The sequence below is a fragment of the Parabacteroides sp. 20_3 genome (assembly GCF_964238835.1).
Taxonomy (GTDB): Bacteria; Bacteroidota; Bacteroidia; order Bacteroidales; family Tannerellaceae; genus Parabacteroides; species Parabacteroides distasonis.
This window is the reverse complement of the sequence record NZ_CAXSNO010000002.1, coordinates 623,256-644,956: the sequence shown is the minus strand read 5'-3', so window position 1 is coordinate 644,956 and position 21,701 is coordinate 623,256. Positions and strand designations below refer to the sequence as shown.

Genomic DNA, 21,701 nt, shown 5'->3' with positions numbered 1-21,701 from the left:
TGTACATACATTACATTGAGTTTATTGTTATAAAACTAAAAAGCGTTTAAACCCTTTGCATAAAAGGGCGTCAAACATGAAAAGAGAAAAATATTTATTTAATGTAGAGGAGAAACAAATATGAAACCCATGAAATTAACATCTTTAGTGATGATGCTTCTGATCGCATTTAGTGCCGCGGCTCAGGAGGAGTTCTTTGATGATGTGTATTTCTCTTCCAAAAACAAGAAAAAGAAAGAACAGGTTGAAGAGAAAAAGGTTGTTCAGCCGAAACAGGAGTCTAGGGCCCTGGTCGCTACAGCCAAGAGCCAAGCTTCTTCAGACAGCCGGGATGTGGATGAATATAACCGTCGTTATACATCAGTCGAGGTGGAGGAGCCTTATCGTGAGGATGATTCCGTTATCTATGAGGATAGCGATGAGAATGAGTCTTCTTCCGAGCGTCGTTCGGATACTGAATATACGGAACGTATCATTCGTTATCATTCGCCGAGTAAGATTACGATCGCCGGAGCGGATCAAGTCGATTTGTATCTGAGTGACGGATATTATGGTTACGGCTATGATACGGATTATTCGAACGGTAGCGCGAACGTGAATTTTAATATCAATGTCGGCAACGGTTGGGGCTCGCCTTGGTATACAGGTTGGTACGATCCTTGGTTCTATAGTTATAGCCCTTGGTGGACTTATTCATCTCGCTTCTACGGCCCGTCTTGGGGATTCGGCTGGGGCTGGGGAGGCTTTTATGCCGGCTATTATAGTCCGTGGTACGATCCATGGTATGGCCCGTCTTGGGGCTGGGGTGGAGGCTATTGGGGTGGCCATTGGGGACATCACCATCATTACTATCCCGGTTACTACTCGACTCCAAGTAGACATTATTCAAACGGACGTTCCTCTTATCGAGATAATCGCTCTTATGCGAGTGGCAGAGGTTCCGGTTATACAGGTGGGCGGAGCAGTGGCTCTTCTTCCTTGAGAAATTCCGGATCGACTACAAGACCTTCGTCTTCAAGTTCCTTGAGCAATGGACGTGCGGGATCTACCCGTAGGGAATCTGCTATTTCCTCTGGTGCGGGACGTCGTTCCTCTTCTGTTAGAAATTCGGCAACGACAAGAAGTAGCTCGGGCATAAGTAATAGCTCGGCGAGAACAAGGATTTCCAGAAGTAGTTCTGGAGCCGCATCTTCTTCCGGACGTCAATATTCAGCTCCGGTAACACGTTCTTCTTCCAGAAGCAGTAGCGATTTCTCAAATAGTCGCTCTTCTTCCAGTCAATTTAGAAGTTCCTCTCCTTCTCGTAGTAGTTCGGTAGGTTCTTCTTCCGGTAGCTTCGGTGGAGGTCGTTCTAGTGGAGGCTCTGTTGGTGGCGGAGGTGGCCGTGCCGGTGGTGGTCGCAGGTAAAAGTGTTAGGTTGATAAAATTAGAGATACGATGAAAAGGATAGGAATTATAATGTCGGTGCTTGCCCTGTGTGGCGGCACCGCTTTTTCGCAGTCACAGTTGGATGCCTTTAAGTATTCCCAGACGGAGTTGAATGGTACGGCTCGTTATTTAGGAATGGGTGGTGCTTTTGGTGCGTTAGGTGGTGATATTTCCGCTATGAATACGAACCCGGCAGGCTTGGCGATTTATAAAAGCTCGGAGGTGGTTACGACATTGAGTTTGTCTTCGGCCTCCGCGAAGACCGATTGGCTTGGTTCGAAGGTGGACAACAGCCGTACGAAGGTGAGTTTCGATAATATCGCTTACGTAGGATATTTCCCGACAGCGAATGATGAGGGTATCGTGAGCTGGAACGTTGGTTTCTCTTATAATCGCTTGAAGAATTATAACCGGAACTATACGATGGCTACAGGAGGTGATTTGAATACTTCTCTTTCTGATTATGTGGCCATGCGTGCGGCAGGAATGCCTAGCGGACTGTTGGGGGAGGGTAAAGACTATAACCCTTATAATAACCAAGACTTAGGTGATTGGCTATCTATTCTAGGATACAATGCCGGTTATATGGATTCATATAACGATAATGATAAAGAGTATTATAGTGCGTTCGGGGATAAAGATGCGGATGGGCAATGGAGTCCGTATTTATTGCAAGGAGGTCAATTAAAAGTTTCAGAGCGAGGTTCCGTGGATCAATATGACTTGGCTTTCGGTATAAATATATCGGAACTTGTGATGCTTGGCGCTACGGTTGCGATTACGGATCTGAACTATAGATATCAGTCATCGTATGATGAGGAATTTACGAACGGCAATAATTTATACTTAGATAATTACTTGGATACGGATGGTACCGGGTATTCATTTAATGTGGGTGCCATTGTTCGTCCCGCCGATTTTCTTCGCTTGGGTGTGGCTTATAATTCTCCTACATGGTATAAGATGACAGATCGCTATTATGGTGAGGCCGGTTCTTATCTGACCTTTATGGATAAAGGGGAGATGAAGGAGCGTAAACTGGATGCGGCTACTCCTAATAATGCTTATTATGACTATGAATTCCGTTCTCCGGATAAATGGATCTTTAGTGCCGCCGCAATCTTGGGTACGACCGCTTTGATAAGCGTTGATTACGAGTTGATGAATTATAAGAATATGCGTATGTATCAAACGGATGGTAGCAGTAACGTGTATACTAACCAAGATATAACGGATAATTTCAAGTCAATGAATACGATCCGTGTAGGTGCGGAGGTAAAGGTTACTCCTCAATTTGCCGTAAGAGCAGGTGTCGCCTACAGCGATAGTCCGATCAAGGATAAACTGAAGAATGGAGAGAAAGAGGTCTTTACGGTTGGTACGATTCCTAATTATACGATCGATAAAGGGGTCATGAATTATACGGTAGGTATCGGTTATCGCTTCACCCCGAACTTCTATACGGACTTGGCTTGTGTATTCCGTACGCATAAGGAAGATGTTTATGCGTTCTCTAATATGTTTGCGGGAGATGATCCGAAACCATTCCTCGAAGCCCAACCCGCCACGATGAAAACAAACACGACTCGTGTAGCTTTGACATTGGGATACAAGTTCTAATATACATATATTTTAGATCAGTAAAGTCCCCTGTTCGTACGTTAAAGGTGCGGGCAGGGGACATTCTTTTTATAATTTGAAATAAAATGTTTGTTGGTTTAAAATATTTTTCGTTCTTTTGCTTCCATAAATAACATTGTATAACAGTTAAACCCCATCGCCTATAGCATAAACATTACTCGAATAAACTAAAAATGTGAAAGTAATGAAGACTTTAAAAATGATGACCGACGAGGAATTGGTTGTCCTTTATGCAGAAGGTAATAATGCCGCTTTCGATATTTTATTAAATCGATACAAAAGTAGCATTCATTCTTACATTTATTTCATAGTACGTAACAAAGAGCTTACGGAGGATATCTTTCAAGAGACCTTCGTGAAGGTTATCATGACTATAAAACAAGGTCGCTATACCGAGAACGGCAAGTTTAAGGCATGGATTACTCGTATTGCCCATAACTTGATTATAGATAATTTCCGTCAGGAACGTAGCGAGAACACGATCTCGAATGATGAGGTAGAAATCGACTTATTTAATAACATCAAGCTTTGCGATGGTACGATAGAGGATAATATCGTGCGCCATCAAGTATTGTCTGACGTGAAGAAATTGGTAAAGCATTTGCCGGATAACCAGCGTGAGGTGTTGGAGATGCGTTACTATCAAGATCTTAGTTTTAAGGAAATCGCCGATATCACGGGGGTTAGCATCAATACGGCCTTAGGGCGTATGCGTTACGCTATCTTGAATATGCGCCGTATGGCCGATGAGAACCGTATCGAGCTATCTATGGTGTAAAATAATTTTCTTTCCATGCAATAAGTCTTAGGTCCCTACGTTTTATTAGCAAACAAGATAAAAATAAAGGTGCCTATGAGGAAGCTTTCTACGCAATGCATGGATGATTTGGAGAAAAAAGTGAAAAGTGCCCCGGAGGCGAAAAGTTCGCCTCGGAAGCAAACGATGGATTTCTTGAAACAGTTTGCGAGGGCTTATCAAGCGGAACCGGCTGTACGTCCGGAGCTCTGCGGGTATGTGTTGAACTAAGAATTACGGAAAGAGAATCTATATTATTAGGTTCTCTTTCTTTTTTTGTGTACTTTTGTAAAAACAAAAGACAAGATTATGAAGCATTTGATAGCACCTTCCCTGCTTTCCGCTAATTTTCTGGATTTGCGGAAGGAGGTGGAGATGATAAATAAAAGTGACGCCGATTGGTTGCATCTGGATATTATGGATGGGGTATTCGTGCCGAATATCTCGTTTGGTTTCCCGGTACTTAACGCATTAAAGCCTATATGCCAGAAGCCGATGGATGTGCACTTGATGATCGTGGAGCCCCAGAAGTTTATCCCTGAGGTCGCGGCTACGGGAGCCTATATGATGAACGTGCATTATGAGGCATGTACCCATTTGCATCGGACGGTAGCGGCTATTAAGGAAACGGGCATGAAAGCGGGTGTTACCTTGAATCCGCATACGCCCATCTGCTTATTAGAAGATATTATCCAAGATGTGGACATGGTTTTATTGATGTCCGTGAATCCGGGATTTGGTGGTCAACGTTTCATTGAGCATTCCGTAGATAAGGTGGCCCGTTTACGAGAAATGATAGACCGGAAGGGATTGAGTACTATGATCGAGGTAGATGGCGGGGTGAATTTAGAGACGGGAAAGCGTTTGGTTGACGCAGGTGCCGATGTATTAGTCGCCGGTAACTTCGTATTCAAATCTCCAGATCCGATACAAACAATTAAAGACTTGAAAGCTTTGTAGAACACATTAATATATCACAAAACCTAACTATCATGATTGAGGAAATACAAAAGCGGCCTTTTGTACGGCCGCTTTTTTTATGGATAACCGGAATTTTATGCTATGCGTTTTTACCTACCTCTTTGCTCTTATATGTTTTAGGGGTTTTATCTGCTCTGGTTTTTCTTTTTCTGGGGTTCTCGTGGGGGCGAGGGCATGCTGAGTTGCGATACGATTCCCGTTGGATATGGGGAGCTATAGTCTCTGTTTTGATTGTATGTTTGGCGGTTGAGGTCTGTTGGTATAGTGACTGGCGTATAGCGCTTGTAAATGAGCCTGCTTCTTCTTTAGATTTATTGGCTAGCGAGGCCCAATATTCTTTGGTAAATACATTTGATCGCTTACGCTTGTCTGATGAGGAGAAATCTATTTTGGCTACATTGACATTGGGATATAAGAAAGCGATGAGTCGGGAAACAAAAAGGCGCTTCTCTTTGGCGGGCGTGTCTCATATATTAGCGGTGAGCGGTTTTCATGTTGCCGTGATTTGTGGATTCTTATCTTTCTTTTGCTCGTTTATGCCAAGATGGGGGATAGGACGTTGGGTTCGTTATATCATTCTGGTGGGAAGTCTTTGGGGGTTTGTCTTTATCACAGGATTAGCGCCCTCGGCGGTACGGGCAGCCTTGATGCTATCTTTATATTTAACAGGAAGGGCGCTTAGGCGTGTTACGGATGGATATAATACATTGGCCGCTGCCGCTTTCTGTATGCTGGCCTATAATCCGTATTATCTGTTTGATGTCGGTTTTCAGTTAAGCTATTTGGCCGTGTTTTTTATTTTATTCCTAGTGCCTCGTTTCAAGGAATGGATAGTGGTGAGAAATCCTTTGTTGGCCATGCCTTGGGAATGGATTACGGTGTCTATAGCTGCGCAGATAGGGACTGCTTTGCTCTGTTTTTATTATTTTGGACAATTTTCGACAGTTTTCTTGTTTACGAATCTACCGGTCACTCTCTTGGCTATGTTTTTGATTCCTTTTGCCTTTTTGTGGTTAGGCTATCCGGTAGATTTCTGTGGATATGACTGGATACAGAAGATCGTAGAAGGGCTGGTTCATGGCATGGTAAGGGTGGTGGACGTGTTCAGCGTCCTGCCTTATGCGACGATTACGGGTCGTTTTAGCTTCTTTGAGATGCTAGGAGGTTATGGTTTTCTTGTTTTATGCTTGATATATACGAAGATACGGGAACCAAAAGTTTTGTTGGCCGCCTTAACCCTTTTGTTAATAATATCAGTAAAGATCCTTATTGAACTTTTTTTGATAGCCGGAAACTAAAAAAGTCGTACCTTTGGGGTGAAAACAAAAAGATTATATGATCACTAAAATCATTCAAGAAGAGAAGATTCAGAAAGCCAAAAAATACGTAGAGAAAGGCGAGAGTTTTGTTATCGTGACGCATGTCTCACCAGACGGCGACGCATTAGGTTCATCCCTTGGTTTATATCATTTCCTATCCGCTTACGGTAAGGATAATGTAGCGGTAGTGGTACCGAACGCATTTCCCTCTTTTTATAGATGGATGCCGGGCGCTAAGGATGTCGTGATACATGAGAAATATCCGGATTTCGCCGAGAAATTGATCAAGGAAGCGGATGTTATTTTCTGCCTCGATTTCAATGAACCCAAACGTATCGAGAAATTGGCTCCGGCGGTGATCGCCTCAGAAGGCCGCAAGGTGATGATTGATCATCATTTGAACCCCGCGGATTTTTGCCGTGTGACGATGTCGTATCCGGAGATGTCTTCTACCAGTGAGATGATCTTCCGTTTTATTTGTCGTATGGGGATGTTCGATTTATTGAATCGGGATGCCGCCGCTTGTATCTATACGGGTATGATGACGGATACGGGATCGTTCACCTATAATTCGAATAAACCGGAGATTTATACGATCGTCAGCGAATTGATCAAGAAGGGGATTGATAAGGATTTGATCTATCGTAAGGTGAATCAGGTCTATTCCGAGTGCCGTTTACGTATGATGGGATATGTGTTGTATGAGAAGATGAGGGTCTATCCGGAACAACAGGCGGCTCTTATCACATTATCGAAAGAGGAACTGGATCGTTTTCAGTACCAGACTGGAGATACGGAAGGTTTCGTGAACTTGCCGTTAAGCATAGAGAACGTAAGCTTTAGTGTCTTTATTCGTGAGGACAGCGATTACATAAAGGTATCGCTTCGCTCCGTGGGCGATTTTCCTTGCAATCAGTTTGCTTCTACTTATTTCAACGGAGGTGGACATAAAAATGCGTCCGGAGGTGAGTTCTATGGCTCTTTATCTGAGGCCGTAGCCGTGTTTGAGAAAGGTTTACAGGAATTTAATCCTAATAAATCAGAAGATTTAGGCAAACATGCGTAAGGTTTGACGAAGATTATTTACATTTGCGATTCATTCAATTAAAGACTAACAAATGAAGAAAGGTTTTAATATCCTGTTGATTCTGTGTGCCGCATTAGTTGCTATCTCTTGTAGCAAGACAAAGTCGTACACGGATATGTTGAAAGATGAGAAAAAGGCAATCGAGCGTTTTATCGATGATAAGGGCCTTGAGATCTTAGATGATTTTCCTGCTGATAGCGTATTTAAGGAAAATCAGTTTGTGCTCTTGGATAATGGTGTCTATTTGAATATTATTGATAAGGGAAGCGATCAGAGAGCGGTGCAATATAAGACGAAAATGTTGTACCGTTGTAAGATGAGTTACTTCATGGATTCTACTATTGTCGCTATTGAGAACTATGGCCCGCATAGTAATGGAACTTCTCCTATCGCTTTTACATATGGGGATTATTCGAAGAATTCACCTTATGATCCCTCTTATTATTATGTAAGTGAGGGAATGCAAGAGCCTTTGAAGTATGTTGGAGATCGGGCTAAAGTGAAAATGATAGTGCCTTTCAAAAGAGGAGCCTATAATGATCAATCAAACGGTCAACCTGTATATTACGAAATTCTAGAATATATATTTGAAGAAAACTTATGACACTAATTAAATCTATTTCCGGTATTCGCGGTACAATAGGCGGTAGCCCGGAAGACGGATTGAATCCGTTAGCTATTGTTAAGTTTGTAGCCGCTTATGCTACATTCATCCGAAAAAACACAAAAGTGGAGACCAATAAGATCGTTGTAGGGCGTGACGCACGTATCTCCGGTCCGATGGTTAAACAAGTCGTCCTAGGAACGCTTACCGGTATGGGATTTGATGTGGTGGATATCGATCTGGCCACGACTCCTACTACCGAATTGGCCGTAGCTATGGAAGGGGCTTGCGGAGGTATTATCCTTACCGCCAGTCATAATCCGAAGCAATGGAATGCCTTGAAGCTTTTGAATGAGAAAGGTGAGTTCTTGAATGCCGCTGAAGGGGCTGAGGTATTACGCATAGCTGCCGCCGAGGACTTCGAGTTCGCCGACGTGGATCATTTGGGCAAGGTAATCCCGAATGCGACTTATAAGCAAAAACATATCGAGAGCGTCTTGAATCTGGATCTCGTGGACGTGGAGGCTATTAAGGCCGCTAACTTCCGTGTAGCTATCGATTGCGTGAACTCCGTAGGCGGTATCGTGATCCCGGATTTGTTATATGCGTTGGGTGTGAAGGAAATCTTTAAGCTGCATTGCGCCCCTCATGGAAACTTCTCTCATAATCCGGAACCCATTCCGGAAAACTTGACAGAGATCTCCGATTTGATGGGACATGCGAAAGCGGATGTCGGTTTCGTAGTAGATCCGGACGTAGACCGTTTGGCGATTATCTGCGAGAATGGCGAGATGTTCAACGAGGAATACACCTTGGTCGCTGTCAGTGACTACGTATTAAGTCATACACCGGGTAATACGGTAAGTAACCTGAGCTCAAGCCGTGCGCTTCGCGACGTTACCCGTGCTCATGGCTGCGAATATAATGCCGCCGCTGTAGGCGAGGTGAACGTGGTTGCCAAGATGAAGGCTACGAATGCCGTGATCGGTGGTGAGGGCAACGGTGGAGTGATCTATCCGGCCAGCCATTACGGACGCGACGCTTTGGTAGGTATCGCCTTGTTCCTGACTCATCTGGCAAAGAAGAAGATGAAGACGAGCGAGTTGAAGGCTTCTTATCCTCCGTATTTTATCTCCAAGCAAAAAGTCCAGTTAACGCCGGAGATCGACGTGGACGCTATCTTAGCGAAAGTAAAAGAGAAGTTCTCTCAATATGATATTACGGATATCGACGGCGTGAAGATCGATTTCCCGGATAAATGGGTTCATTTGCGTAAAAGCAATACGGAACCGATCATCCGTATCTACTCTGAGGCCCATACGATGGAGGAAGCCGAGGAATTAGGCGGTCAATTAATACAGATCATCAACGAGATGTGTAAATAACACCCTTTCGGGGCGTTTTAAAATATTGGGTTCAGTCTTCAGCCGAGGTAAGCTATTTATACTCTGTTGATTTGACTGAACCCTTTTCTTTTGGATAATTCTCGGTTCGTGTAATGAATAAACTAATAAAGGTAATCTTATTTCTAATTGTCGGGATGGTTCAAGCCTTCGCATGGGGAGGGCTGAGAGGGGACACGTTGGCCAAGGAGCTGGATGAAGCTGTCTTGAATAGATCTTTTTATCTGCAGCAACGGGAGCAACGGATCACGCAGCTAAAGGACATGTTTCTCTTGAGCAAGATATCGTTGTGGCAGGAATATGAGATCAACCACCAATTATATGAGGAATTCAAGAAAATACAACAAGACTCGGCCATCTATTACATAAAGCGGAATATGGAGATAGCGTCATTTATGAAGGATACGGCACGCATCTATACTTCCCGCTTACGGCTGGCTACGCTTTATGCTTTCTCCGGGATGTACCGTGAGTCGGAAAGTCTGTTGCGAAGCATAGACCGTGAGTTGCTGTCTAAAGAGCAGAAACAGGATTTCTATGAGGCTTATTATTCGTTTTTCTCTTATTACAGTACGAATCTGGATTCTTTTGAATATAGGAAACAACTTGATTTATACAAGGATTCGTTATTGTCTGTCTTAGATACGGCCTCTTATCGGTATAAGATAAATCTGGCGCAGAAATATCTGGCTCACGGACAGGCGAGGTCTGCGGAGAAGGTGCTCATCCCTTTATTGGAGAAAGAGGAGCGGTATAACCCGAATTTCGCGATGATCACTTATCTGCTGGGAGATGTTTATGATATGGATGGGCGTACCGATCTCGCCCGAGACTATTATACCTTGTCGGTTATCGCCGATATCAAGAGGGCCTTCTTGGATAGTGGTTCTATCCAAAAGCTGGCGTTGAATTATTATGAAAGTGGTGATCTATCCAATGCCCTTAAATATGCGCAGCTAGCTATAGAAGGTGCCGTTACTTGCAATATACAGTTCCGCATGAATGAGATCTCTAAATTCTATCCTATCATTAATGCTTCCTATCAGACACGGGAAGCTCAGGGCAAAAGGCAATTGATGACTTATTTCTTGTTGATCAGCCTATTGACGCTCTTTCTGATCCTTTCTCTTGCCTATGTGTATAGGCAGATGCGGAAGATCTCAGCGATACGAGAAGAGTTGGTTAATACCAATGCCTGTTTGGTAAAGTTGAATGGAGAGATAAGCGAGACGAATAATTTATTGCAAGAGCGAAATATACAGCTATCGGAGTCAAACCATATCAAGGAGGAATACATCGCTCATTTCCTCGATCTCTGCTCCACCTATATTAATAAACTGGAGGATTACCAGAAATCGCTACAGAAAAAGGCGATGAATAAACAGTTGGACGAGTTATTCAAGATGCTCCGTTCGACCCGTATGGTGGAGAATGAGGTGGAAGCGCTTTATGTTAACTTCGATCGAATCTTTCTTGGATTATATCCTACGTTTGTCAGGGACTTCAACGCTTTGTTGCAGCCCGAGGAACGTATCGTCTTGAAATCGGAGGATCTGTTGAATAAGGAACTTCGTATATTCGCCTTGATGCGGTTGGGAGTTACGGACAGCGTAAGGATAGCCGCTTTTCTTCGTTGTTCGTTGAGTACGATCTATAACTACCGGACCAAGGTACGTAATAAGGCGTTAGTGCCTCGTGATGAGTTTGAAGGTTGGGTGATGAGGATCGGGGTTAACCTGAATCCGTTATAATCAATCTACATTTTTTAGGATAGTGATCTTTATTAACTGATTTGTATTTAATAGGATAGCGGATCATACTGTCTACATTTTTATATCAATCTTCTTTTTGCTTCTTATTCCCGGATACATTCGCGGCATAACTTTTAAAAAGAGATGCCATGAAGATTAAATTAATGATTGCCGCCGTGATCGCCTGTTGGGTGTTCACGGGATTTACGAAAGAGAACGTATCCGATACGGTCGATCACAACGCATGGAGGACATCCGGCGTCGTGGTCATACAAAATGATGTCCTTACGTTGGCCGGTTCCAACGCCCGTGCTTTGTTGAACGATGGCAAAGGCTATACGAACTTCGAGTTAGATATGGATGTACGTACCACGACCGGTGGCAAAGGTTATATTGGTATCCATACGGACGCTACGGATCGTAAAGGATACCGTATCGCCTTGAACAACGATCGGGAAGATCCGGTTTGGTGGCGGATGACGGGTAGCTTGGTGTCAGTCCGGAACCTGACGAAGAGTTTCGTGAAAGAGAACGAATGGTTCAAGATGAATATCCGGGTAGAAGGACGGCTTATCCGGGTGCGGATTAATGGTGAGACTGTCGTAGAATATATAGAGCCTTCCAAACCTTTCCGTTTGAAGGAGAACGCTAAAGCATTGTTATCCCAAGGTACTATCTCGCTGGTAGGTACGGGACGTGGAAATCTTCAGTTTAAGAATATCTCTTTAGAGGTGTTCAGCGCGAAAGGAATAGACATTCCCGCTCAATGGGCGAATGCCGTGGATGAGCAGACGGACGAGATTATTCGTTTGCATCAAGAGGACTTCCCCGTGCTTGATTATCATGTTCATTTAAAAGGTGGATTGACGAAGGAAGTAGCCGCACGGCAGTCACGCCAGACGGGTGTTAATTATGGCTTGGCTATCAATTGTGGCATCGGCTTCTCGATCACGAACGATACGGAGTTGTATAATTATCTGGATACCATGCGTACCCAACCCTTTATCTTGGCTATGCAAGCGGAAGGACGTGAGTGGGTAACCACCTTTTCGGAGGCGGCCCGCAACAGCTTCGACTATGTGTTTACCGATGCCATGACGTTTCTGGATCATAAGGGGCGGCGTACGCACCTATGGGTAAACAAGGAAGTGATTATCGACGATGAGCAGGCATATATGGATATGATGTTGGACCGTATCTGTTCTGTCTTGGAAGAGCCGGTCGATATGTACGTGAATTCCTGTTTCCTTCCCGATGCGATGAGTGACCGATATGATATGTTTTGGACAGAAGAGCGTATCGACCGTTTCGTGAATGCCTTGGCAAAAAGCGGAAAGGCTTTGGAGATAAACGAGCTTTATCATATTCCGAATAAAGCGATCATTCAGAAAGCGAAAGCCGCAGGTGTAAAGTTCACGTTCGGTTCCAACAATATCACGCCGGAGGTAGGAACGCTCGATTATTGTATCCGTATGAAAAAGGAATGCGGTTTGACAGCGCAAGATATGTATAAACCACACATTAATATATAAGATTAGTTTTAAGGTCTGAACAAACATTAGATTTAAGGTAGAGGTATTAGTGCTTTAGGCAAAGATTGTTAGGTTTCGAGGTAAGATACATATGGAGTTACAGTTATAATATAATAGGTCGATTACTATAGGACAAAACATTTATTTACTATATATAAAGATAATCATATATAGTTACATTCCACAAACCACGGCGTGAATCGTACAGACCACAGCATGGTTTGTATAATTCACGTCGTGGTCTGTACAGTTCACGCCGTGGTTTGTGGAATGTAACAGTATCTTACGAAGAATGAACAGGCTCTTGAATAACTATTCTAGCTGAAGTGTAGCGTTTTTATCCTATAGGAAAATAGCGGTGAATTCCTTTTCGAAATTCGGGGTGAATGTGCCTTTCCCCAGATTCTCCTTGATCTCCTCGATCGGCCAGAAACGTCCTCCGTCCAGTTCCTCGGGATCGGGGGTGATGGGGCCATCGTAAGTGGTCCGGAAGCTGTTTACCAATTCCTTCTCTATGGAAGACTCGAATATATAACGTTTGATGAAGACAGGCGTAAAATCAGTAATGCCCAATTCCTCACGAACCTCACGGCGCAGGGCCTCTTCCACGCTTTCTCCATAATCAATATGCCCACCTACGGCCGTGTCCCACTTTCCCGGTTGTATATCCTTGTTCATGGAACGTTTTTGGAGATATAGATCTCCATCCTTATTAAAGATATGTAAATGGATTACGGGATGTAGCAACTTCCTTCCGCTATGACATTCCTTGCGAGTAGCCTTTCCGATCGTCTCACCTTCCTCGTTTACCAGAGGAAACCATTCTGTTCTCATATTTTAAATAGACTTTAATTTACTGATAACCGTACCTAACTCCTCATCCGTTAAATTATTTCCATACGTAGCGTAATCCAAGCGGAACGTACATCCATTCTTGTATTCAGAGCAACCATAAGCGGTTTTGCCCCGGAGGATAGAGCCTTTGTGACAGATGGGGCAAATGGGCTTTTCCGTTGATGGAAGCTCCAATTCAGGAGTAGCCTCTGCTTTCTCTTTCTTAGTACGAGGCTTACGAGGTTTCTTTTCCTTTTTCTCCTTGGGTTCGTCTTTGGGAGTTTCTTTAGCTGCTTTAGACGTATCCTCAATCGTGATCGTTCGCCGGGTTTGGTCGGAAAGGACGTTTATGACGACCTCGTTTACCATCTGCTTCAACTCATCCAGAAAAGTACGGGCCTCATAAGTCCCTCGTTCAATCTGGCGTAGTTTCTTTTCCCAAAGCCCCGTCAACTCTGCGCTTTTCAGCAGTTCCTCATGGATCGTGCCGATCAATTCTGCGCCGGTAGCGGTGGGATAAAGATTCTTACGTTCCTTTCGTATATAATTACGCTTAAATAAAGTCTCGATGATCGCCGCACGGGTAGAAGGACGGCCGATGCCGTTTTCCTTTAAGGCATCCCGCAGCTCGTCATTATCCACTAATTTACCGGCGGTTTCCATCGCCCGCAATAAAGTAGCTTCTGTATAAGGTTTCGGAGGCTGGGTCCAAGTCTCTTTCAAGATCGGTTTATGCGGGCCGCTTTCTCCTTTCACGAAATCGGGCAATACGCCTTCTTCCTCGGTAGGTTCAGCCTCCGGATCTTTCTGCTCGGCTCCGAATACGACACGCCAACCCGGTTTGAGGATTTGCTTTCCAGTCACCTTGAATTCTACCTTATCCACTTGACCCAAGACCGTAGTGGTCGATATCTCGCAATCCGGATAAAAGGCGGCAATAAAACGACGGGCTACCAAATCGTACACCTTCCGTTCCGTATCCGTAAGATTGCGGGCGGGGACTCCGGTAGGGATGATCGCATGGTGATCGGTAACCTTCGAGTTATCAAACACTTTCTTGCTCTTCGGCAATTTCTGATTCATCAAAGGAGCGGTAAGCTCCGTATAATCCACCAACCCTTTCAAGGTATTGGGAACTTTCGGATAGATATCATCACTAAGGAAAGTCGTGTCTACACGTGGGTAGGTTGTCACCTTCTTCTCGTAGAGCGATTGGATCAACTTTAGCGTATCGTCCGCCGTAAACGCGAATTTCTTATTACATTCCACCTGCAACGAGGTCAAGTCGAATAGGCGGGGGGCGAATTCCTTCCCTTTCTTCTCGGTGATACTGGTAACAGTAAAATCCTGTTCCTTTACCTTCTCCAGAAAAGCCTCGCCTTCCTCTTTCTTCGTGAACTTACCTTTCGTGGCGGAGAAAGTCGTATTCCTGTAAATGGTCTTTAATTCCCAATAGGGTTCCGGCTTGAAATTGTCGATCTCGGCTTGCCGGTTTACGATCAAGGCGAGCGTTGGGGTTTGCACACGGCCGATCGATAATACCTGCCGGTTCTGCCCGTAGCGCAAGGTATAAAGGCGGGTGGCGTTCATCCCCAGCAACCAGTCGCCGATGGCACGGGATAGCCCGGCCTCATATAACTTATTGAATTCCGTCTGTTCTTTGAGTTTTTGGAAACCTTCCCGGATCGCCTCCTCCGTAAGCGAGGAGATCCAAAGGCGGTAGACCGGGCATTTACAACCTGCCTTTTGCATGACCCAGCGTTGGATCAGCTCTCCCTCTTGGCCGGCATCACCGCAGTTAATGACCATCTCGGCATTTTGCATCAGGCTCTCGATTACCTTGAATTGTTGCTCATACGTAGGATTCTCGATTAGTTTGATACCGAACCGGGGAGGGATCATAGGTAGTGACCCCAGACTCCAGCGTTTCCAGTTCTCCGCGTATTCATGCGGTTCTTTCAGGGTACACAAATGCCCGAATGTCCAAGTTACCTGATATCCGTTTCCTTCGATATACCCATTCATTCGTTGGGTTGCCCCTAATACTTCCGCAATTTCCCGGGCCACACTCGGCTTTTCGGCGATACAAACTTTCATCAATACATCATCCTTTCTTAAATGAACAGACAAAAATACATGATTATTTCCGAATGAGCAAAGATGTTTGTTATCGCGAGTTTATAAAGCTGTATGATGGAGTCGCTGATTTTGGTTCAATTTGTTTTTACTTTTGGGTATTTTGCATATATTTGAACCTATGTAATCGAAGTGGGAGATTAAGTCGAATGGCAGACATTGATTCAGAGAAAGAAAGAAGACTTGTGGCAGACTTGCTAGAAGGGGACGAGTCGGCCTTTTGTGAATTATATGCCCTGTATAAGGACCGCTTGATGTGGTTTTCCTTGAAATTCCTTAAATCCCGGGATATGGCGGAAGATGTTTTTCAGGATGCTTTCGCCTCTATTTGGCAGAATCGCCGTTTCTTGAACCCGAATGTACCTTTTGGCCCGTATGTGTATACGATCGTGAAAAATCGGATCTTAAACCTGTTGGCGGGACTGGATCGTGAGTTGGAGCTGAGGGATAAGATACGGTCCGCCTCATTGGATAGCACGAACGAGACGGAGGACTCGGTATTGGATACGGATTTAAACGCATTGTTGGATAAGGCGCTTGAAACGTTGACCCCACAACAAAAAAGGGTTTTCGATATGAGCCGTAAAGATATGAAATCCCATAAGGAGATAGCCGACAGTTTGGGTATCTCGGTATATACGGTACAACAACATATCTCTACGGCCTTGAAAGTGATCCGGGCCTTTCTTGCTAAATATGCGGAGACTTATATGAAGCTACTGCTCTAAAAACACACCTCCCTTTATTCATATTCCCGATAGGCACCGAACCGGGCTAAGCGATCCTCGCCGAGTTGTTCCGGTACAGGTTGCGGGGAGAGGCCCAAGCCTTCGTTGATCTGTTCCCAAAGTCCCGTACGGGTGTAAGTTTGATGCACTTTCTGGAAATGGGTGGATAGTAATAAATCCTTGGCTTCTTGATATTGCTTCTTATCAATCAGTAGCTGTACCTTTCGCTCGACCACCCATTCATCAGAGGACGCGTTTATCTTATCCAACCATTTTTCCCGTTCCGGTAAAGCCTCTGTTCCAAACTTCTTTAATACTTTATCCCGCTCGATAACCAACTGGGGATGTAGGTTCAACCACGAGGTCTCGGGGATAGCGGCGTAAGTATCTCTCGCCTTTTCCCACGCCTGCCGACGAACATATAGCCTTGCCAATAAAGCTTTCGCCAGATCGATATCCGGGATGGATAGTTGTTCGATCGCCTCCTCTACACGTTCTCTTCCAGCCAACCAAGTCCCATAGTGGAATTGCCAATAATCCCGTTCCGGCCGGGGAGATATTTGGATCGCCCAACGAAAAGCATCGTCCAGATCTTCCATGCCGGATGGAGCCCACTGCCCGTCTTCCGGATAGGGGGCGGCGGGAAGCGTGGACTTGTTCTTGTAGGCATCGGCTAAGGCGATCCAGATGGAAGATTCATTCTTCCGGGCCCAGTCGAATAGCGGGATGCGATCGATCGGGCGAAGCCTTAATGCCGGAACCTTTAAGGAATAGATATCCAAAGGATGATCTGTCGGTATCCAATATTCTACGTGATTCTTTTTCTCGCCGGGACGCAATTCGAGCTTGATGGACTGGTCGCTGATCGGGCCACCTTGGATTTCTACGTAAGGCTGCCGGTCGGGGGTACTGAGCATGGACCATTCTTTGTCGCCGGCTACGCCATAACTCCATAATTTGATACCGGGCGTACTGGATTCGTCGGCGATATGATAGAGCCCGCTACCCAAGGAGGGAGTGTAGGCCCCGAAAGCATTCACGTCTTTCGTTTTCCAGAAGTAGCCGGTCATCTCTTTGATATCCCGTTCATGATGGGTTCCTTCGGTTTTCCAGTCGATCGTGTCCAACGTGGAGGCATGGGATAATACGGTCCCGTTCGGGAAATCGTATTGGGTATCCGGTGCGCAAGGAAGGGCGGCGTTGGACCATGACATCCATGGATAGGCTTGCTTTCCCGGGTTGTAGTAAACAACCCTTTGTGTAAGGCACTCGTCCTTATCTCCTAAGGAATATTCTACGGACCATTGCATACCGTAATGAGATTCCCGTTCTCCGCATGTTACATATGTGCGGTCTCCCGTATGATCGATCTGATAAAGCACCGGCTCATTTTGCGTGGGAGAGTGGGAGATCGGGAAACTGACCTCGATCCCCCCGGCCACGAAATAGAAGCGGGGTAATATCCGTGTGTATTTGATTACGTCCGGTCTGTACAAGACCTCCTTGCCGCTCTCCTTGTGAGTGAGGGATATTACTTTCCCGCAAAGATCGGGGCAGATGATAGCCTTGACTTTCTCGTTCTCTAGCGAGATCATCCGGTACCTTTTAGGCACCGGACGATTTGAGGTCTCGCTATAACTCATATAGGGGTATACGCCATTCGGGTCCAAGGCGGTCGGTAGCGGGCCGGTGGGCGTCAATACGTGCGTCAGCTGTATCTGGTCGAACTCCTCGCAAACAACACCTGTTGTCTGCGAGAAGGCCGGCCCTGCGGCTACGCTTGCCATGAGTGATAGGATTAAACGATATGCTTTCATGTCTTTCCTGCTATATAAGCCCATTATTTCGCCAAAAGATCGGACAGTTGACGGATGATGAGGTTACCCTTACGTACATCCGCCGAGATCTTGTTCTCATCGAACTCTTTCTCTTTCGGGAAGATAGACAAATGTTGGTCTAGCTGCTTCAATAAGCCTTGAGCTTGAGCGTTACCCGATTGGGCGGTCAGTTCCCGTAAGATACGGACCTTCTCGAAATCCACGATACCTTCTCTCATTTTCTCGAAGCGGATGCAACTTTTGCCTCCCGGATATACCATGTAGCAATCGCCTGCTGCCCAAGAGCCATGACGTGCGTCGCGATCGGCATCTTCCGGCCAAGCGTCGTAAGCCCATCGCAAGAAGCCGTCGTACCCATACGCCATTACATACCAACTGATCCAACGTCCCTCGATAGGAGGTGAGAACACGAAGTTGTTCGGGATCGGCGGGTTACAGCATACGTATACGGTGGACGTGCGTCCGGTGGCGGCCCGTGCCTTTTGCTCGGCGATGGTAGGTTCCTCTCCGTAAAGGAAAGAATAATCGTCCAGCAGTCCGTCCAATTCCTTATGCCAATTGCCGGCGTAAGTGATCTTCCAGCATTTATCATGGTTGCGCACGACATTGATAGCCGCTAAGGTCTCTTCCATCGGATTCTCGTTGATTCCGATATAGGTGATGTCCAACCAGCTTTTAGCTTCCAGATGGAACTTGAAATCCGTGAGGAAGATATTCCACATCTTCTTGAATTCCTCCGAGCTTGGCGCCCAGTTGATATAAGAATAATCGCCCGTAGCCTCGTCCTTATAGCGGTGACGGAATCCCCAAGGAATCGGGGTATAGAGGGTGATTGCCTCGTTGATGCCACATTCCATCGCTAATTCTACGTACTCGTCGAAGATCTTGTAGTCGAAGGCCCATGTGCCGTCTGCTTTCTTGATCCACTCGATCATACCCCCCTCGATCATATAGGAGTTATCGGACCAAGGAGAATGTACTCCATAAGTCGTGATGTAGGTACCACCCGCATCGGCATAATGCTTCAAATGCTGCTTGAGAAGCATCTTATGTTCTGGTGACCACGGTTCCACGTGATTGTACCATGCCACGGCCCACGGGTTCTGCCATAGGTCCAGACGGTATTTCCAGTCTTTCGGATAGGGGAGCAACTGGTTTTGCACCACGATCTCCAGATTCAAGAATTGAGGAGCCTTGCCTTTCGCCCGCACCTCCACCTGTCCTTTATACGTACCGGGAGCGGTTCCTCTCGGCACATCCACCATCATCCATACCGGACGGGTGGTTTGGGAAGGGAGATCGAAGCGGTCCAGCGTCTCGAAACGGTCTGGCATCAAGAAGCCGGATTTGTAGGGAGATTCCCCGCAGATGGCTTTTTTCTCGGCATACGGATAATTGGACAATACGTAACGCACCAACTCGAAGGTAATCCGGTCTTTTGGGATGATGTTTCCCTCGGCGCTCCTCAAGTCCTGCGTAGAGACACGTACTTGTTCCAACGCTTCTGACGACCATACCAATATCTGGGCATTCGCTCTTTCCCCCCTCCAAACGGTCGTAGAGTAGGAAGATGATAAATCGTTGTCATGGTTTACGGGTACTTCCTTCCGGAAATAAAGCCGGTCGGTCGATCCGAAGGCGGAATGGATACCCGCCTGATTGCTCCAAGCGGGTTCATTCACGCAAAAATCAAATGTTAACTCCGGGTCATAGTGGTGACTCCGTACAGGGACAAACGTGGAATCCATCTGCCCCGGATACACTTGGCCTAGACTGATATGAGAATAAATAAAAAAACTAGCTACCGCTAAAAAGTATTTCTTCATGCTATAAAAATTTAAGATAATTCATATTTAAATGGGATTCCCCTCCCGGATAGGTAGGTCCTACCTATACGAGAAGGTAGGGCCTACCCTCATATATATAGTCGCTTATTCTTGGAAAAACCCTTACCAGCCCGGATTCTGTTCCAAGGTTCCTTTCGACAATTGTACCTGTTGCAAAGGTATCGGTGACAGCCAATGCTTCGGTGTCTGGAACTTGCGGGCGGATGCGGGTTGGGCGATGATAAAGCCATCGCTATCCACCTGTATATCCTGCCCGATCACCAACTCCGGGAATTTCTGTTGATACTCCGTACCCACGAATTTCACGCCACGGATCGCAAGGGGAAGAACCGTTTCCGCCGTGCCCCAACGACGTAGGTCGTCCCGGCGGTATCCTTCGAATGCCAGTTCCACGGTTCTCTCACGCCGGATCTCTTCCAGCATATTCAGTCCGTTCGTAGCTACAAACGCATTGGTCAAGCGAGGCATATTCGCCCGGTTTCGCAGGTCATTAATGGTCAGGTCTAATTGCTCGTCCGTGATCTGTCCGTTCTTCTCGTATAAAGCCTCGGCCAAGATTAATAGGACCTCTCCGTAACGAAATTCCTTGAAATCGTATTCCCCAATGAATTGTACGGCATCCAGCGTTTCATCCATAAACTTGCGGATCATGTATCCGGTCCGGGTGGAATTGTTACCGATGAATCCCGGCTCTACGGTTGCCCATCCGCCCCCTTCCGAGAAGATCTCGCTACCGGGTACGACAAACGTTTGCGCCATCCGGGAATCCCGGTTCTCAAATTCGCTTGTCTGGGTTTGGAATCCTTTGAACAACTTGGATTTATCGATAGGTAAACCATCGGTACAAAGGTATACGTCCGCAAGGTTCTTTGTCGGTACCATGGCACCTAATAATAGTTCCCGGGTCCAGTTATGAGTCGCTCTCAATTTGTAATACCGTCTAGCCAACAAGACTTCCTTGCTGTCGTCGCCTTCTAGGATATGAAGATATTTGTAACTGAGTTCTCCTTTCTCGCGATATAGTTCATACTCTTTGGAATCGACAATGGCTTGGGCCGCTTGGATAGCTAGGTCGAGGTATTTGCCTGCGTCTGCCATCCCGTGGTATTTTTGCCAAGTACCTTCGAATAAGGCTGCACGGGCCTTGAGAGCTAATGCCGCCCCTTGCGTGGTACGTCCTAATTCCTCAGCGGTCAGTCCGCTTTGCTTCGGAAGGAGAGGAATGGCCTTATCCAAGTCCTCGATAATAAAATCGATAATCTCCTGTTGGCTGGAACGAGGTGTGTAAAGTTCCTCCGAGGAGGTATTTAACGGGATGTCTATCTTGGGTACTCCTCCATAAGTTTTCACCAATTTCCAATAGTTGTAGGCACGGAAGAAATGCGCTTCTGCTTTCCAACGTCCGATCTCTTCGTCCGACAAACCGGATTCCTCCGCTTTCTTAAGCAAATAAGAGGTAGATTGGACAAATTTCCATGGGTTGTCCCAATCATCCGAGTTGACCGGGGCCAGATAGGAACCGTCGCTGACATCGTTCGTGCCGGAACCAAAGGCGATATCCGAGTTCATGTCTATATATTGGGAGACCTCTTGGAGCCCAAAATAGAAATCGTTGGCGGCCAATTCAAAGTCGGCCGGCTTTTGCCAGAATACAGCGTCCGACACTTGATCCATTGGCATTTTATCCAGCTCACAACTGAATAGTCCTAAGGTGGCGGATAACGTGATAATTATATTGAATCGTTTCATAATATTCGTTTTATTAAATAGAAAACC

Annotated in this window: 17 protein-coding genes; 12 read left to right on the top strand and 5 right to left on the bottom strand. The window is 45.8% G+C overall.

Features of this window, described 5'->3' with window-relative positions; translation table 11 throughout:
* The first annotated feature begins 120 nt into the window (after positions 1-120).
* The 11 genes from ACESPU_RS06420 (at position 121) to ACESPU_RS06370 (ending at position 12,542) form a co-directional block, all read left to right on the top strand.
* A complete protein-coding gene (locus tag ACESPU_RS06420; RefSeq protein ID WP_057329128.1) occupies positions 121-1,407 on the top strand; it encodes a hypothetical protein in 1,287 nt (428 codons plus the stop codon).
* Between the two features lie 30 nt (positions 1,408-1,437).
* Positions 1,438-3,048 carry an OmpP1/FadL family transporter gene (locus tag ACESPU_RS06415; RefSeq protein WP_036650849.1) on the top strand — a complete coding sequence of 537 codons (1,611 nt, stop codon included), beginning with the start codon at positions 1,438-1,440 and terminating at the stop codon, positions 3,046-3,048.
* 205 nt (positions 3,049-3,253) lie between these two features.
* A complete protein-coding gene (locus ACESPU_RS06410) occupies positions 3,254-3,847 on the top strand; it encodes an RNA polymerase sigma factor (protein WP_008774229.1) in 594 nt (197 codons plus the stop codon).
* Between the two features lie 75 nt (positions 3,848-3,922).
* Positions 3,923-4,096 (top strand): hypothetical protein, encoded by a 174-nt coding sequence (locus tag ACESPU_RS06405; protein WP_005858156.1) that lies wholly within the window; start codon positions 3,923-3,925, stop codon positions 4,094-4,096.
* Between the two features lie 78 nt (positions 4,097-4,174).
* Positions 4,175-4,825 (top strand): ribulose-phosphate 3-epimerase, encoded by a 651-nt coding sequence (gene rpe / locus ACESPU_RS06400; RefSeq protein ID WP_008774230.1) that lies wholly within the window; start codon positions 4,175-4,177, stop codon positions 4,823-4,825.
* A gap of 32 nt (positions 4,826-4,857) precedes the next feature.
* Complete coding sequence (locus ACESPU_RS06395; RefSeq protein ID WP_373133213.1) at positions 4,858-6,144, top strand: ComEC/Rec2 family competence protein; 1,287 nt, start codon at positions 4,858-4,860, stop codon at positions 6,142-6,144.
* Between the two features lie 37 nt (positions 6,145-6,181).
* Complete coding sequence (locus ACESPU_RS06390) at positions 6,182-7,231, top strand: bifunctional oligoribonuclease/PAP phosphatase NrnA (protein ID WP_005866290.1); 1,050 nt, start codon at positions 6,182-6,184, stop codon at positions 7,229-7,231.
* A gap of 52 nt (positions 7,232-7,283) precedes the next feature.
* A complete protein-coding gene (locus tag ACESPU_RS06385; RefSeq protein WP_005858151.1) occupies positions 7,284-7,856 on the top strand; it encodes a DUF4827 family protein in 573 nt (190 codons plus the stop codon).
* Positions 7,853-9,241: a phosphoglucosamine mutase gene (gene glmM, locus ACESPU_RS06380; RefSeq protein ID WP_008774233.1), complete on the top strand. Its 1,389-nt coding sequence runs from the start codon at positions 7,853-7,855 to the stop codon at positions 9,239-9,241. Before ACESPU_RS06385 ends, glmM begins: the two co-directional genes overlap by 4 nt.
* A 113-nt stretch (positions 9,242-9,354) precedes the next feature.
* Positions 9,355-11,010 carry a DUF6377 domain-containing protein gene (locus tag ACESPU_RS06375; protein ID WP_373133212.1) on the top strand — a complete coding sequence of 552 codons (1,656 nt, stop codon included), beginning with the start codon at positions 9,355-9,357 and terminating at the stop codon, positions 11,008-11,010.
* A 149-nt stretch (positions 11,011-11,159) separates the two neighbouring features.
* On the top strand, positions 11,160-12,542 hold the full coding sequence (locus ACESPU_RS06370; protein ID WP_158532843.1) for a DUF1080 domain-containing protein: 1,383 nt from the start codon (positions 11,160-11,162) through the stop codon (positions 12,540-12,542).
* 342 nt (positions 12,543-12,884) lie between these two features.
* Here ACESPU_RS06370 and ACESPU_RS06365 read toward each other — a convergent pair whose 3' ends face one another.
* Together ACESPU_RS06365 and ACESPU_RS06360 are read right to left on the bottom strand one after the other, a co-directional pair.
* Positions 12,885-13,376: an NUDIX domain-containing protein gene (locus ACESPU_RS06365; protein WP_122379075.1), complete on the bottom strand. Its 492-nt coding sequence runs from the start codon at positions 13,374-13,376 to the stop codon at positions 12,885-12,887.
* A gap of 3 nt (positions 13,377-13,379) precedes the next feature.
* Complete coding sequence (locus ACESPU_RS06360) at positions 13,380-15,473, bottom strand: DNA topoisomerase 3 (protein ID WP_158532842.1); 2,094 nt, start codon at positions 15,471-15,473, stop codon at positions 13,380-13,382.
* 188 nt (positions 15,474-15,661) lie between these two features.
* Between ACESPU_RS06360 and ACESPU_RS06355 the strand changes: the two genes are divergently transcribed.
* Complete coding sequence (locus tag ACESPU_RS06355) at positions 15,662-16,240, top strand: RNA polymerase sigma-70 factor (RefSeq protein WP_005858137.1); 579 nt, start codon at positions 15,662-15,664, stop codon at positions 16,238-16,240.
* Between the two features lie 14 nt (positions 16,241-16,254).
* Here ACESPU_RS06355 and ACESPU_RS06350 read toward each other — a convergent pair whose 3' ends face one another.
* The 3 genes from ACESPU_RS06350 to ACESPU_RS06340 all read right to left on the bottom strand — a co-directional run bounded on the left by ACESPU_RS06350 (position 16,255) and on the right by ACESPU_RS06340 (position 21,674).
* Positions 16,255-18,057: a DUF5107 domain-containing protein gene (locus tag ACESPU_RS06350; RefSeq protein ID WP_154397324.1), complete on the bottom strand. Its 1,803-nt coding sequence runs from the start codon at positions 18,055-18,057 to the stop codon at positions 16,255-16,257.
* Between the two features lie 23 nt (positions 18,058-18,080).
* Entirely contained in the window at positions 18,081-19,904 is a 1,824-nt protein-coding gene (locus tag ACESPU_RS06345) for a DUF4091 domain-containing protein (RefSeq protein WP_121962239.1), read from the bottom strand.
* A 123-nt stretch (positions 19,905-20,027) separates the two neighbouring features.
* Positions 20,028-21,674 carry a RagB/SusD family nutrient uptake outer membrane protein gene (locus ACESPU_RS06340; protein ID WP_158532841.1) on the bottom strand — a complete coding sequence of 549 codons (1,647 nt, stop codon included), beginning with the start codon at positions 21,672-21,674 and terminating at the stop codon, positions 20,028-20,030.
* Between the last annotated feature and the right edge of the window lie 27 nt (positions 21,675-21,701).

Excerpts from the sequence above, each read along its gene's own strand:
- ACESPU_RS06365 (WP_122379075.1), bottom strand. The coding sequence starts at position 13,376 with ATGAGAACAGAATGGTTTCCTCTGGTAAACGAGGAAGGTGAGACGATC.
- ACESPU_RS06390 (WP_005866290.1), top strand. The coding sequence starts at position 6,182 with ATGATCACTAAAATCATTCAAGAAGAGAAGATTCAGAAAGCCAAAAAA.
- ACESPU_RS06360 (WP_158532842.1), bottom strand. The coding sequence starts at position 15,473 with ATGAAAGTTTGTATCGCCGAAAAGCCGAGTGTGGCCCGGGAAATTGCG.
- ACESPU_RS06385 (WP_005858151.1), top strand. The coding sequence starts at position 7,284 with ATGAAGAAAGGTTTTAATATCCTGTTGATTCTGTGTGCCGCATTAGTT.
- ACESPU_RS06345 (WP_121962239.1), bottom strand. The coding sequence starts at position 19,904 with ATGAAGAAATACTTTTTAGCGGTAGCTAGTTTTTTTATTTATTCTCAT.
- ACESPU_RS06420 (WP_057329128.1), top strand. The coding sequence starts at position 121 with ATGAAACCCATGAAATTAACATCTTTAGTGATGATGCTTCTGATCGCA.
- ACESPU_RS06375 (WP_373133212.1), top strand. The coding sequence starts at position 9,355 with ATGAATAAACTAATAAAGGTAATCTTATTTCTAATTGTCGGGATGGTT.
- ACESPU_RS06415 (WP_036650849.1), top strand. The coding sequence starts at position 1,438 with ATGAAAAGGATAGGAATTATAATGTCGGTGCTTGCCCTGTGTGGCGGC.
- ACESPU_RS06350 (WP_154397324.1), bottom strand. The coding sequence starts at position 18,057 with ATGAAAGCATATCGTTTAATCCTATCACTCATGGCAAGCGTAGCCGCA.
- ACESPU_RS06340 (WP_158532841.1), bottom strand. The coding sequence starts at position 21,674 with ATGAAACGATTCAATATAATTATCACGTTATCCGCCACCTTAGGACTA.
- ACESPU_RS06405 (WP_005858156.1), top strand. The coding sequence starts at position 3,923 with ATGAGGAAGCTTTCTACGCAATGCATGGATGATTTGGAGAAAAAAGTG.
- rpe (WP_008774230.1), top strand. The coding sequence starts at position 4,175 with ATGAAGCATTTGATAGCACCTTCCCTGCTTTCCGCTAATTTTCTGGAT.
- ACESPU_RS06410 (WP_008774229.1), top strand. The coding sequence starts at position 3,254 with ATGAAGACTTTAAAAATGATGACCGACGAGGAATTGGTTGTCCTTTAT.
- ACESPU_RS06395 (WP_373133213.1), top strand. The coding sequence starts at position 4,858 with ATGATTGAGGAAATACAAAAGCGGCCTTTTGTACGGCCGCTTTTTTTA.
- ACESPU_RS06370 (WP_158532843.1), top strand. The coding sequence starts at position 11,160 with ATGAAGATTAAATTAATGATTGCCGCCGTGATCGCCTGTTGGGTGTTC.
- glmM (WP_008774233.1), top strand. The coding sequence starts at position 7,853 with ATGACACTAATTAAATCTATTTCCGGTATTCGCGGTACAATAGGCGGT.
- ACESPU_RS06355 (WP_005858137.1), top strand. The coding sequence starts at position 15,662 with ATGGCAGACATTGATTCAGAGAAAGAAAGAAGACTTGTGGCAGACTTG.